17 protein-coding genes are annotated in these 13,337 nt (G+C 34.9%); 12 read left to right on the top strand and 5 right to left on the bottom strand.

Features of this window, described 5'->3' with window-relative positions; genetic code table 11:
- Positions 1-51 precede the first annotated feature (51 nt).
- From ILT06_RS15000 to ILT06_RS15020, 5 genes are all read left to right on the top strand, one after another.
- Positions 52-615 (top strand): maltose O-acetyltransferase, encoded by a 564-nt coding sequence (locus ILT06_RS15000; RefSeq protein WP_048560029.1) that lies wholly within the window; start codon positions 52-54, stop codon positions 613-615.
- 69 nt (positions 616-684) lie between these two features.
- A complete protein-coding gene (locus ILT06_RS15005) occupies positions 685-1,878 on the top strand; it encodes an MFS transporter (RefSeq protein ID WP_088047132.1) in 1,194 nt (397 codons plus the stop codon).
- A 122-nt stretch (positions 1,879-2,000) separates the two neighbouring features.
- Complete coding sequence (locus ILT06_RS15010; RefSeq protein WP_142289336.1) at positions 2,001-3,041, top strand: ROK family transcriptional regulator; 1,041 nt, start codon at positions 2,001-2,003, stop codon at positions 3,039-3,041.
- Between the two features lie 45 nt (positions 3,042-3,086).
- On the top strand, positions 3,087-3,467 hold the full coding sequence (locus ILT06_RS15015) for a VOC family protein (RefSeq protein WP_098101604.1): 381 nt from the start codon (positions 3,087-3,089) through the stop codon (positions 3,465-3,467).
- Between the two features lie 97 nt (positions 3,468-3,564).
- Positions 3,565-3,819, top strand: a complete 255-nt coding sequence (locus tag ILT06_RS15020) for a YbeF family protein (RefSeq protein WP_098101603.1) — start codon at positions 3,565-3,567, stop codon at positions 3,817-3,819.
- Positions 3,820-3,937: 118 nt separating this feature from the next.
- On the opposite strand, the gene ILT06_RS15025 is transcribed toward ILT06_RS15020, so the two are convergent.
- Together ILT06_RS15025 and ILT06_RS15030 are read right to left on the bottom strand one after the other, a co-directional pair.
- Positions 3,938-4,387: an NUDIX hydrolase gene (locus tag ILT06_RS15025; protein ID WP_222655243.1), complete on the bottom strand. Its 450-nt coding sequence runs from the start codon at positions 4,385-4,387 to the stop codon at positions 3,938-3,940.
- Between the two features lie 17 nt (positions 4,388-4,404).
- Positions 4,405-5,244, bottom strand: coding sequence for a DUF2785 domain-containing protein (locus ILT06_RS15030; RefSeq protein WP_098101601.1), 840 nt, complete (start codon positions 5,242-5,244; stop codon positions 4,405-4,407).
- A gap of 123 nt (positions 5,245-5,367) precedes the next feature.
- On the opposite strand from ILT06_RS15030, the gene ILT06_RS15035 reads away from it, so the two are divergent.
- On the top strand, positions 5,368-6,090 hold the full coding sequence (locus tag ILT06_RS15035; RefSeq protein WP_000988268.1) for a GNAT family N-acetyltransferase: 723 nt from the start codon (positions 5,368-5,370) through the stop codon (positions 6,088-6,090).
- A 168-nt stretch (positions 6,091-6,258) separates the two neighbouring features.
- Entirely contained in the window at positions 6,259-7,281 is a 1,023-nt protein-coding gene (locus ILT06_RS15040; RefSeq protein ID WP_098101600.1) for a tyrosine-protein phosphatase, read from the top strand.
- Between the two features lie 38 nt (positions 7,282-7,319).
- Here the strand turns inward: ILT06_RS15040 and ILT06_RS15045 are convergent, their stop codons facing one another.
- Positions 7,320-7,745 carry a DUF1648 domain-containing protein gene (locus ILT06_RS15045; protein WP_000464977.1) on the bottom strand — a complete coding sequence of 142 codons (426 nt, stop codon included), beginning with the start codon at positions 7,743-7,745 and terminating at the stop codon, positions 7,320-7,322.
- 321 nt (positions 7,746-8,066) lie between these two features.
- Here ILT06_RS15045 and ILT06_RS15050 point away from each other — a divergent pair, with 321 nt between their 5' ends.
- Together ILT06_RS15050 and ILT06_RS15055 are read left to right on the top strand one after the other, a co-directional pair.
- Positions 8,067-8,777, top strand: coding sequence for a YjjG family noncanonical pyrimidine nucleotidase (locus tag ILT06_RS15050; RefSeq protein WP_088047137.1), 711 nt, complete (start codon positions 8,067-8,069; stop codon positions 8,775-8,777).
- A 113-nt stretch (positions 8,778-8,890) separates the two neighbouring features.
- Positions 8,891-9,853 (top strand): tubby C-terminal domain-like protein, encoded by a 963-nt coding sequence (locus ILT06_RS15055; RefSeq protein WP_098101598.1) that lies wholly within the window; start codon positions 8,891-8,893, stop codon positions 9,851-9,853.
- Between the two features lie 68 nt (positions 9,854-9,921).
- On the opposite strand, the gene ILT06_RS15060 is transcribed toward ILT06_RS15055, so the two are convergent.
- Positions 9,922-10,122, bottom strand: a complete 201-nt coding sequence (locus ILT06_RS15060; protein ID WP_061678929.1) for a helix-turn-helix transcriptional regulator — start codon at positions 10,120-10,122, stop codon at positions 9,922-9,924.
- On the bottom strand, positions 10,110-10,469 hold the full coding sequence (locus ILT06_RS15065) for a DUF3796 domain-containing protein (RefSeq protein WP_098101597.1): 360 nt from the start codon (positions 10,467-10,469) through the stop codon (positions 10,110-10,112). Before ILT06_RS15065 ends, ILT06_RS15060 begins: the two co-directional genes overlap by 13 nt.
- A 158-nt stretch (positions 10,470-10,627) precedes the next feature.
- On the opposite strand from ILT06_RS15065, the gene ILT06_RS15070 reads away from it, so the two are divergent.
- The 3 genes from ILT06_RS15070 (at position 10,628) to ILT06_RS15080 (ending at position 13,288) form a co-directional block, all read left to right on the top strand.
- Positions 10,628-10,822 (top strand): hypothetical protein, encoded by a 195-nt coding sequence (locus tag ILT06_RS15070; RefSeq protein ID WP_222655244.1) that lies wholly within the window; start codon positions 10,628-10,630, stop codon positions 10,820-10,822.
- Positions 10,823-10,911: 89 nt separating this feature from the next.
- Positions 10,912-11,637: an ABC transporter ATP-binding protein gene (locus tag ILT06_RS15075; RefSeq protein WP_046957932.1), complete on the top strand. Its 726-nt coding sequence runs from the start codon at positions 10,912-10,914 to the stop codon at positions 11,635-11,637.
- Entirely contained in the window at positions 11,630-13,288 is a 1,659-nt protein-coding gene (locus ILT06_RS15080; protein WP_000036858.1) for a putative ABC transporter permease subunit, read from the top strand. The genes ILT06_RS15075 and ILT06_RS15080 overlap by 8 nt, the downstream gene beginning before the upstream one ends.
- Positions 13,289-13,337 lie beyond the last annotated feature (49 nt).

The following is a 13,337-nucleotide window of genomic DNA, read 5'->3' on the forward strand; positions in this document are numbered from 1 at the left end:
TTAAACGAGTTTAATAAGTGTGATTCATTCTATAACGAGGGAGAGGATTGTATGAAAACAGAGAAAGAAAAGATGTTAGCGGGAGAAATGTATGTTGCGGAGGATGAAGAATTAGTGGCTGATAGGGTGGAGGCAAAACGTTTAACACGCCTTTATAACGAGGCGATGGAGACAGGAGATGAAAAACGTTTTACATTATTAAATCAGCTTTTAGGTTCTTCAGCTGATGGGAAAGCCCAAATTAATCCTGATTTTCGTTGTGATTACGGCTACAATATCCATGTTGGAAAGAGCTTTTTCGCAAATTTTAATTGTGTGATTTTGGACGTTTGTGAAGTACGAATCGGTGATAATTGTATGTTTGCACCAGGTGTCCATATTTATACGGCCACTCATCCTTTACATCCGGTGGAACGGAATTCTGGTAAAGAATATGGAAAGCCTGTAAAGATTGGTAACAACGTTTGGGTTGGCGGGGGAGCTATAATTAACCCTGGTATTTCAATTGGAGACAACGCTGTAATTGCCTCAGGGGCAGTTGTGACAAAAGATGTACCTCATAATGTAGTTGTTGGTGGCAATCCAGCTAAAGTTATTAAAACGATAGACTTATAGAAATCGTTTTTTACGGGTATATGAATAAACTGGTGTCTTATCGTATAGACAATGTGAAAGGTGTTTCATATGGAGAAATATAGTGCGGATAATCATACAAAGACATTACTTGCCTCTCGAAACGCTCTTTTTCTCTTATTTGCTTTGCCAGGTGTCGCGTTTGCTACATGGATTTCAAGAACAGCAGCTACTCGAGATATGTTAGCAGTGTCAAATGCAGAAATGGGCTGGATTTTGTTCGGACTATCTGTCGGTTCAATAATTGGTTTACTGAGTGCAAGCCGCTTCATTGACTGTAAGGGAGCTAGAGACGTTATTATAGGCAGTATGTTTTTTATGATTGTTGGATTGATTTGTTTAGGTATAAATATTTATTTTGTTTCTAGTATGGGGGCTTTTAGTAGCTTACTAGTATTTGGAGTAGGCTACGGATTGGCGGAAGTCGCATTGAATGTAGAAGGTTCTTCCATTGAGCAGAAATTAGGAACAACTCTTCTTCCGAAATTCCATGGCTTTTTTAGTGTAGGAACTTTAGTAGGCGCGCTCAGTGGTTCTGTCGCAGCGTCGCTTCACATCCCGATTCTGTATCAGTTTCTTGTGATTTCGGTCGTGTTTCTATTACTTGTATGTATGGTGTATCGTTTTCTTCCGCACGGAACAGGAAAGAAGGAGAAATCGCGGAACAAAAGGAGAGAGAAGCGTACTTCCTTACGTATGGAAAAAAAGGTGCTTTTAATTGGTCTTTTTGTGCTTGGAATGGCATTTGCAGAAGGTAGTGCAAATGATTGGCTACCTATCGTGATGGTAGATGGACATGAGCAAAGTATAGTGGCAGGTTCTATTATGTACGCAATTTTTGTATTAGCAATGACGTTAACTCGTATGTGTAGCAGCTATTTCCTTGATCGATTCGGTCGTGTCGCTGTCGTACGTGCCACTATTATGATGGCGATTCTAGGAATTTCAATCGTAATATTTGGGAGTAATTCGTATTTTCTAGCATTTGGCGTAGTACTGTGGGGGATTGGTGCAGCGCTAGGGTTCCCAATTGGTCTGTCAGCTGCTGGAGATGACCGTGAAAATGCGACTTCTAATGTTGCTGCAGTTTCTATCATTGGTTATACAGCCTTTTTAGTCGGACCACCATTTTTAGGGATACTTGGGGAAGCATTCGGAATACGTAATGCCTTGCTAGCTGTTTTATTATTTGTTCTTTTGTCTGGAATTGTATCGTCTATTACAAGAGAGAATACACCGAGCTAAATAAGGATTGCATGCAGCGGAAATATATCATCTCTATTGCTTTAGAAAATGATGTATGATATATTGTCAACGCAACTTATTAAAAGTGTTTAATAAGTATGTTGATTAAGGTGGTGAGCGATTTGAGTGAACAATTTGTTACTCAAAAATCGATTAAAGAGACGATCCTTCGAGGCATTCGTACGGCTCTTCTAGAGCAAGGAAGTGCGACGAAAGTTGAACTTAGTAATACATTAGAAATTAGTTTTCCAACGATAAGTAAATTTATAGAAAATATGAAACAAGATGGTGAAGTCACTTTAGTCGGTTTAGATGATTCAAGTGGCGGAAGAAGAGCGAAACGATATGCGTATAATCCGGAATATATGTTAGGATTAGCGATATTTTTAGAGAAAAATGAAACAAACTATACCATTTTTAACTGTTTAGGGGAAGTAAAAGAACAAGGAAGTACTTCAAGTGTATTAATTGATACTGGCATAAATCTATTATCTAAACATATTGAAAGTCTTATAGCTACATTCCCGAAAATAAGCTCTATATCAATTGGTGTGCCTGGTTCGGTTGATAATGGTCGTATTTTTTATATACCTGGTTATGAAAAGTTCCAAAATTTTAATTTGAAAAGTCATTTGGAGAATCTGTTTTCTATACCTGTAGTAATAGAAAATGATATGAATGCCGCAGTCCTTGGCTATTATAAAAATACTGGAAATAATGATAAATCATCTCTTGTATATTTGTATTCAGGTCAAAACGGCCCAGGGGCGGGGATTATGATAAATGGAGATGTGGTACGAGGGAGTACCTTTTTCTCAGGGGAGATATCTTTCGTTCCACAGTATGATAATAAAAACTTCTTACAATCTTTGAGAAGTGAAGATGCAGTAAGAGATTCAAATAATCCAGAGCAATATAATATAGATGCTATTACTCGTTTAATAGCTACATGTATAGCTATTATTAACCCGCATGCCTTTATCTTTTGTGATGATGAAGTGAACCAATTTGTAATAGATCAAATTGTAAAAACTTGTCCGAAGTACATTCCAGCGGAACATATTCCGAAAATAACAGTGAGCGATTGGAAAGAAGATTATTTATATGGATTAAAAAGCCTTGGACTTGATCTGATGATTATAAGAGCAAGCAAAGAAAATTAAATATCAAATTGTTGGTTGAATCCTGTGAAAGAAAAGGTGTCGATTATGAAAATTGAACATGTAGCAATTTGGGTAAATGATTTAGAAGGTATGCGTGATTTCTATAAACAGTACTTCGGTGGTGAAGAAAATAGCTTATATCACAATCCGAAAAAGCAGTTTGAATCTTATTTTATAACTTTTGAAGGTGGAGCGCGTCTAGAACTTATGAGGCAAGTAGGGATAGACGATACTACACAAACACAAACAATAGGATATGCGCATATTGCTTTTTCTGTAGGTAGTAAAGAAAAAGTGAATGAATTAACCAATACATTAAGTGAAGCAGGGTACGCTGTGTTAAATGGCCCGCGTACTACAGGGGATGGTTACTATGAAAGTGTAGTAAGTGACCTTGAAGGAAACCAGATTGAGATAACAATCTAACATTATATTTATTAATAACTGATAAAAAATAAAACTTTGTTGTTCCCCCAAATGTTTACGAGAAACCTATTATTTCTTCAGAAAGGGGGACATAACAGTGAGTGAATTCATTTTTATTTTCTGTATATATCCATTGCTTATTTGTATTTTTTCAATAGCTGGGACATATAAATTAGGTGCATTTTATGTGATGCCAATGGTAATATTTCTTATTTTTCTTATGTTAAATGTTACATTGTATGATCCATCATTTTTCTTTTGGGTGGGCATGTATACTATTTTTTCATTCATTATTTCTTATATAACACTCTTATTTGTAAGGGGATATACAGCTGTAGAAAGTGAACGTTAATATCATTTGGTTATTTTTGGGGGAATAGGGATTTACGGTGAACGATAACAACCTCATTTCGCGTTATTATGACGGGAAATGAGGTTGTTTTATTTCTATATACACTATGTAATGTTTTTTAATTGGAGTGCTGAAACTCCTTAATAATTTTATCAATAACAGGAGGAAGATTACTAGGTAACGCATCTAGCGGAAAGAAGCGTAGTTCTTTCGATTCTGTTTGGTCGCATACAAGTTCACCATTGAATTCGCGGCAAATATAAACAACGAGTACACCGTGTACTTGATCGCCGTTTGGATAGATTTGAAAGAAATCTGGTCCTGAGTATGTACGGAATAGTTCTGGATTTTTGATGAAAAGTCCAGTTTCCTCATATACTTCTCGCTTTAAAGCGTCTTCTAACGTTTCGTTATATTCTAAGGCTCCGCCAATAATACCCCAGCGGTTAAAATCTGTACGGAGCTGCAGTAATATTTCATTGTTCTCATTTAATATAATGGCGTGTGAACCTATTAAAATAAGTGGATGATTTCCTACTAAATTTCTCATGTCTTCAATATAACCCATGTTATTTCTCCTTGCTTTTAATAATAGTTAGGAAGTTCTTTTAACATTCTTTCTGTTTTACGTGCTGTATAGGCTAAGTTATGATCATCTTTCGTTCTGAAAAATAATGTGCGTAAAAAGGTTTTAATGTTGGCACATAATATACAATACTCATTAAGTGAAAGGCGTTTTCTAATTTGAGGAAGCCTTTTTATTTTTTTATAAATAATTGAAATTAACTCATCTTGCGGAAAATCATGATATAGCATCGATAGTAACGGTGTAACAATTCGTTCATCTTCATTATTATGAAATAGATCCGATGGGATAAAAATTTTATTTAATAAACAATGAATTAATTCTTCATACCACTCAAAGGTCGTATAGGAATTGTGAACAATTTCAGTAAAGGCATCTGATACGTGGGCAATACAATGAGCCCATCCTTTATTTTCAATATAGCCTCGAAAATCCGTTTCTAAGTTTGTATATGAAATGAGTTTGTTTTTTATTTCTTCAATGTCCTCCTCTGTGAAAAAGTAGTGCGAGTTAGCGAATTGGAGTATTAGCGCAATTAATGAAACAGTGTAAGAACGTGTGAAAACCCCATCTGTATGTGGGGAGTAAATGTCATAATATAAATACTCATCACTTAAACAAGTTTGTAGAAGTAATTTCAGTTGATCATCCATAAGGAATTCATGATGAATGAAATGTGCAAAACATTTATATATAAGTTGGTAACGAACGTAACTATCAGTTGTTCCGATATACTGAAGCATATTGAGCGTTAACTCATTCAAATCTATATGTTGCAGTTGCGTATAGTCATTTTGTTGTATAAGCTCTAACTGTTGTTGCAATGTTGTAATATCCAATGGAGAACCTCCTCCGCACTTTAAAGATGCAATGTTTTCTAGTATTCTATATATTCAAGGACAATCCTGCTCATGCAAGGAGAACAAGTAGAAATTCTAGTATGATATAGATGAGGGAAGTATATGATGACTATAGAACAGTTAGAAAAACATTTTAAAATAAGAAGAAATGCTTCTTCTATAATAATAAAAGAAAATAATGCAGAGCCTTTTACAGAAGAGAAATTAAAGGAAATCATGCAATATTGCGTTGCTGAGGCTGAAAAAGAGGGAATAGAAAACTTGCATTTTGAAATTTCTTCAAAAAGCCCAAATTATGATGTGTATAAGAAATGTTTCGAAACGTATTCATTTGAATATGCTACTGAAAACATGATTGTGTTTAAGGATATATATGAAGTAGAAGATGTAGAAAGTGATATTAATTTTAAGCTTATTGAAGAAGTAGGAGAAGAAGCTTTTTATTCTCTTTGGAACGAGATGACAGAAGAACAAGTCACTTATGATCAATTTGTAAATATGATGCTACAAGAAATTGGTGAGCAATGGAAAGAACATTGTTTAACAGCGAGTATCGATGAAGAGCCGATAGGGATTGTAATCCCGCATATTGAAAAGGGGACGTTAGAAGAAGGAAAACTAATGTATTTCGCAGTGGCTCCAAATATGCGAAATAAAGGGTATGAAGCAGCATTCTTTACAGGGGCAATGTTTGTCTTAAAAGAAATAGGTGCATCTTATTATATTGGCGAGACAAATGTACAAAATGAGTGGATGAAGGATGTTTTTGGGAAGAATGGATGTCAGCTGCTTAGTTCCACTGAGCGATATGTGAGGAAGTTTTAGGAGTACTATCTTGAACTTATTTAGCGGGAATCCGTGTACAACTTATGAACAAGTAAAAGAACTTCTTGCCTATTTGTAAGATAAAAAGAAAAATGAGAACGACAAAATAGATATTCCTATAATACAATAGAGAAAGATTCGATTATATGAGAAAGCGTTGGTGAAAGAATGGAGCAGCAAAGAAATTGGTTACAAGCAACTGTAGAAAGAAATGAAGACAATACGTTACATATAAAATGGGAAAATAATATAGAAGAAGTTCGCATTTATTGGAGTACTTCACCAGATCATATTGAAGAAACGGGAGAATTACTTGCAACGGTAAATGGAGAATCATCATGTACACTTGTAAACCCGAGTGAAAATGAGCGTCCATATTTTAGACTAGTTGGAAGTAATGGACAAGCAGTGACAGTAGCTGAGCGTAGATTACCATTAAAAGGCGCGTTTAACTTCCGTGATATGGGAGGATATGAAACGATTGAAGGTCGTAAAGTAAAATGGGGCAATTTGTACCGTTCTGAAGAATTAGCAGGACTAACAGAGTGGGATATAGACTATTTACAAAAGTCTGGCTTAAAGTTAATTTGTGACTACCGTACAGACTTTGAAGTGAAGCATAAGCCGAATCCAGAAATTACAGGTGCTCGTCAAGTATGCTTACCAGTTATGCAAGAATTGGCGAAAGACTTGAACATAAATGAATTTTTCCAAGTTGGTGACCTTTCTATGTTAGGGAAACCAGGCGAGTACCTTGTGAAAATGAATCAAGATTTCGTAAGTGGTAATGAAGCATTCGTGAGCTTCTTAAACTTAGCGCAAAACCCAGAAAACTTACCGTTAGTAAACCACTGTACAGCTGGAAAAGACCGTACTGGATTCGGATCAGCACTATTATTACTTTTACTAGGTGTACCGGAAAAAACAGTAATGGAAGACTATTTACTAAGTAACGGTTTCCGTGAAAAGTTAAATGAAAAAATGATGGCCTTTTTAGGTGCAAAACTTCAAAACGATGAAAGTAGAGCGATATTAGGTGCGATGTTTGAAGCGCGCGCTGAATATTTACAAGCTGCGATTGATGAAGTGAAAAAGCAATACGGTTCAGTTGAAGCGTATGCTGAAAAAGCACTTGGCTTTACGAAAGAGTCGTTAGAGGAAATGAAAGCATTATTGCTAGAAGATAAATAATGAGGAGGGAGGCTAATTGGATTAGCCTCCTGTTTCTATTATGAAATTTTTCGTTGCCTTATTATTCCTATTACAATTGGAATAACTGTACCAATTAACAATATCGGTAAAAATAATTTTCCAAAACCGCCGCTCCAATTTAAAGCGATTGAAATTGTTTCAAATTGGATGAAAGCAAAGATAAGTAAACAGACATTTTTTAATTGATTTAGCATTTTTCTACTATTCAAATAAAACTGCTTAGCATTTGATTCATTCAATCTTTGTGGGTAGTTATGAACTTCTGGAAACTTTTCTAAAGTTTGCATTAATAGGAGTATGAAAGCTCCTATTAATGGCAGAAGCAAAAGTTGCCACTTTGATCCCCAGCGATCTACATCCCCATATGCGTTATAATGTGCGGGTACTTCCTCGGGTAATCTTCCCCAAATAATAATCAAAAAAATGATTGATCCAAAGAACAATGAATATCCAATGATATCTCCAACCCATTCACTTTTTGTTTTTGGGATTTGTATTTTAGGTCTTCCCCATGAATTTACTATGTTGTTCCGCCCCCTTTCTATTCCTGTATTACCCTTTTGAAAATTGGATTCATTATCCAAATTATCTCAAATTTATAGTGTTTTCACAATTAATTATTTTTGAATAACATAACTCGTGTGCCTAAAAGCAACTTTAAGTTCTCTGTACAGATACTATTTGTAAAGGGAAAAAGTTCGACTTAAGAGTCAATTAATGAGAAAATACAAGTTGTAAATAACGTACTAGTTGAGGAGAGCATAATGAAATATAAAGTTATATTATTCGACGTAGATGATACATTATTAGATTTTCCTGAAACGGAAAGAAATGCTTTGTATAACGCGTTTGTACAGTTCGGGATGCCTACAGGGTATAATGATTATCTTGCAAGTTATAAAGAGATTAGTAATGGATTATGGAGAGATTTAGAAAATAAAATGATTACGCTAAGTGAATTAGCAGTAGATCGATTTAGACAATTATTTGCCGTTCATAATATAGAAGTAGATGCGCAGCAATTTAGTGATGTATACCTTGAAAACTTAGGGAAAGAAGTACACCTTATAGAAGGTGCAGTGCAATTATGTGAGAATCTACAAGATTGCAAGTTAGGTATTATTACAAATGGATATACGAAGGTGCAACAATCTAGAATTGGAAATTCGCCTTTATGTAATTTCTTTGATCATATTATTATTTCAGAAGAGGTTGGTCATCAAAAACCAGCACGTGAGATTTTTGATTATGCATTTGAGAAGTTTGGAATTACTGATAAATCAAGTGTATTAATGGTTGGAGATTCGCTAACTTCTGATATGAAAGGCGGAGAAGATTACGGCATTGATACGTGTTGGTATAATCCGAGTTTGAAAGAAAATATGACAGGTGTTAAGCCGACTTATGAGGTGGAGAGTCTGCTACAAATTTTAGGAATTGTGGAAGTGGCGGAAGAAAAGGTAGTTTCATTTTAATCGTGTTGATATATTTTGAGTTACGGTAGATATGTTGGAAAAATCGTCGATATAATTTGAGTTGCGTTCAATTTATAGGTAAGATCGGTGTAATAACTAGAGGTGAGTGAAAGATGTTAACGTTTTTATTTGAGTTAGACAAGAGTATTCCGCAGAAGGATGAGCCACGGTATGCCGCTTATGCAAATGGCTTTATTGAAGGGGATTTAACAATTCGCGCGAGTGACAGCGTATTTTTTCAGAAGCCATGCATGAAGGTTGCAGAGCTTGGCATTTATTTAGGACAGTGGATGGAACAAGTGCAACATGGGCAGAAAGAACAATTGAATTATGAAACGAGTGACCGTGAGGAAGTAATTCTCGGATTCGTATATGAAGAGGAAGATCAGTGGAGAGTTTTTTCAAGTTGGCAACAATTTGAACTTCAAGAGCGTATATCAACTACAACATTAGTAGAGAGCGTTCAACGTTATTTGAATGAGCTCAATAAGGAACTGCGCGCGATAGAATATCCTGTGACGTTTGATCAGTACTTAAGAGGAGAGCGAATGATGCAGCTTTCTTATAAACGACTGTGTGATAGTAAAGCGGATACGACTTCGATAGAGGTTTACAATGGAAGCAAAGGAGTAGGCGCAGTACGGGGTTATTATAAAAATACGTTGATGAGAGTGCTAGACTTTATTCCGAAAGTCGGTAGTAATATCATTTATGAAATAAAGGATAGTAAGGACAATATTCGCGTTATTGCAAAGGATGTAAGTAGGCAGCGTCAAAGAAGGATTTTAGTAACGTACATCGATCATAATGATACAGAGCATGAAATACTTGTATGTGATGGAAAGTTATTAGATGCCAATTTCTTATTTACCTTTACATATAAGAGAGAAGAATATGTTGTTCACAAAACTTCAATTGGGCTTGGAAAGTTATTACGAAACGGTTATGTAATCGCAGATTGGAATATTCGTCTTGAGGAAGATATGTATTCTATCGAGATGGATGTATATGATGAAGATTATATAGAGGATCAATACTTACTGTTAGGCGTATTTCATGCTGTTTTGTATGGGTGATAAAAGAGAAGTACCGGTATTCTTTGTGAAAAGAATGCCGGTATTTTTATATGATTTTGTGTCCTCAATTAATCCTCAAAAATAAAAATTTCATCAATGGTACTATGAAGAGCCTTCGCAATATCGTGAGCAAGCTGTAAGGAAGGGTTATATTTTCCTTTTTCGAGATGACTAATTGTTTCACGGCGTACACCAACAGTTTTCGCTAAATCTTCTTGTGTCATGTTCGATTTGGCGCGGTATTCTTTTATTTTCGTTACGAACGCCATGGTGCATCTTCCAATTCATCAACTGGTTTATCGTAAAAGAACATAGAGAAGCCGAACGTAAGAATGAGTGTGCTGAAAATAAGAGCGATATCAATCTCTTGTAGCACCGGGTTTGGAAATAACATTTCAATAAACATAATGACAGCGGTAGTTAGTAATGTAACGATAAAGGCATTGCGGCATGATTTATTGACGATTTGTTCAAATAGTTCATCGTGTTGAACCGTTCTATACGTTGTGAAAAAGGAGAAGAAACAGAACATAGTAAACAACCCTTTTTCATAAAAAAAGCCGAGGAAACCGAAGAAACCGAGAAATCCTAAATATTTTATCCAAGTTGTTTTCATAATAGGTCCTCCTTACAATGTTATAAATATATCACATATGGAAATGTATAGTAATAATAGTTTTCCAATTCTTTTCATAATAATAGTAAAAAGAGGAAATATAATGCGAAATAAAGAGGATAATATTGTAAAATGGTTGTAAGGAGGGGGAGGAAGGAATGCTAACTTGGATCATGATCGTTGTATTACTTGTAGTGATTACTGTAGTGGCAACGGTGTTAATTGGGCGGAATGGTGATGCGAATTATAGTAAAGCGACAAAAGGGAATATTAAACGGCTGACAATGATTTATATTATACTAGCTGTCTTTTTAATCGTTGGATTAGGTGTGTATATATATTTTAAAGGCTAAAAAAACTGAAAAAATATAAAAATCTAAAAATAGAAGTATGCTATAATATTGATATAGTTATTTGGTAATTAAGGAAAGGATTGGATGGAATGATTGAAATTACGAATGTGTCAAAAAGTTATAATGGGTCTACCTATGCAGTAAAAGATTTAAGTTTATCTGTGCCTAGCGGAGAAATTTTTGGATTTTTAGGGCCAAATGGTGCGGGAAAATCAACGACAATTAAGATGATTACTGGTATTCATGGAGTGGACAAAGGGACGATTACGATTAACGGTAAAGATATTATGAAAAATCCGATGGAAGCGAAAAAGACGTTTGGTTATGTTCCAGATAGCCCAGATATGTTTTTGCGATTAAAGGGAATTGAATATTTAAACTTTATGGCAGATATGTATGAAGTGCCGAAAGAAGTACGACAAGAGCGAATCGAGTCTTTAGCGAAGAAATTTGATCTTTACAATGCGTTATCGGATCAAATTCAAAGTTACTCGCACGGTATGAGACAAAAAATCGTTATTATTGGTGTGCTCGTGCATGAGCCAGATGTATGGATTTTAGATGAACCGTTAACGGGGCTTGATCCGAAATCCGCATATATTTTAAAAGAAATGATGAGAGAACATGCGGATAAAGGAAAGATTGTATTTTTCTCTACACACGTATTAGAGGTGGCAGAAAAAATATGTGACCGCGTCGCGATTATTAATAAGGGAAATCTTCAGTTTAAAGGGAATTTAGGTGAAATGAGAGATCATTTTAAATCCAATGAATCACTTGAAAAAATGTTCTTGGAGATGACGGGCAATGAGTAAAATTTGGACGTTAACGAAAGTATTATTAAAATTAAATTATGCAGATTTTATAACAGATAAGAAGAAGCGATGGGCGTATGTATTTTCATTTGCAGCCATTTTATTTGTTGGCTTTTTAATATTTGGTTCGATGACGCACGGATTGTATGAAGGGATGAAACATTTAGGGCAAGACCCAGGAATGATTATCGCAATGGGACTTGCGATTGCGAGTATATGGGTATTTTTAATGAGTATAACGAACATTTTAACTGTATTTTACTATAGTAATGACATTGAAATGTTATTGCCGTTACCATTGAAGCCAGCGCAGATTATTTCGGCAAAGTTTTTAACGGTATTAATTACACAATACGTAATGAGTTCATTTATTTTATTACCAATCTTTATTACGTACGGGTTAAAAAGTAGTGCATTTATTACATATTACATATACATGATTTTCATTTACTTACTCTTCCCGATTGTGCCGTTAGTATTAGCTTCATTACTAATGACAGTTATTATGAGGTATACAAATATAGCGAAAAATAAAGATCGAGGCAATATATTTATTGGAATCGTAAGTATACTATTTATTGTAGGAATTAATGTGTTTTTACAGTGGAAAAATAAAAGTTCGTTTTCTGAAGATGCACTTACGAATTATCTTGCGAACAACGAATCTTCTCTTCTAGTACAAATGACAAATTATTTTCCAACTACATATTTTGGGGCAGTGGCATTAGTAGAAAATGCAAATTGGAAGGGTCCTTTATACGTAATCATCTTTGCACTTATTTCATTTGTATTTTTTGTGTTGTTTTATTACATTGCAGAGCGTACATATTTAAAAGGGGTTATTGGACTTTCAACGAGTACAGCAAAAAAAGAGGTCATTTCAGCAGAAGGTTTACAGAAATCAACGGTACAAAGTTCACATTTGAAAGCGTATGTGAAAAAAGAATTTAAAACGTTATTCCGTACACCACAATTTTTCTTAAATTGTATCGTACAAACTTTTGTTATGCCGATTATGTTATTCTTTGTTTTATTCGTGCAAGATGGGAATTTAAAGTGGATCACAGGGTATATTGATAATCCAAAATCAGCAGGACTTGCAATTGGCGTTGGTCTTTGTGCATCGTTATTTTTAATGGGAAGTAACGTCATCGCAACAACGTCATTTTCACGAGATGGAAGTTCATGGTTTGTGAATCGATATTTACCAGTAAAAGCTTCGGATATCTTTTTTGCGAAAGCAATCACTGCTTGGTTAATTAATGTAATTATTTTAGCAGTATTCGGTATTACGATGGCAGTTGTAGCAGGGATTTCTCCTGTGTTCATGTTACTGTGGTTTTTACTAAGTGCGAACGGGTTATTGTTAATTAATTTAATCGGTACACGTTGGGATGCACAAACTGCAGATATACATTGGGATACAGAGCAGAAATTATTTAAGAGCCGATATACAACTTTGTGGAATTTTTTAGCTAATATTTTTATAGCTTTAGTTATTGTAGCGGGAGTAAGTTTATTATACTTCTTCCTTCAAGTAGGACTATGGGTTATGTTTATCGTTTTATTTGTAATGTTTACGATTGTAAATTATATCTTCATTAAAATTTTAAAATTAGGTGCAGAACGCATATTGTCAAATATTGAATAAAAAGATAGATCCTCTGTATTCGTGCAGGGGATTTATCCATAGATGGAGG

Origin of the sequence: Bacillus sp. 17RED48, assembly GCF_019837545.1 — a bacterium.
GTDB lineage: Bacteria > Bacillota > Bacilli > Bacillales > Bacillaceae_G > Bacillus_A > Bacillus_A wiedmannii.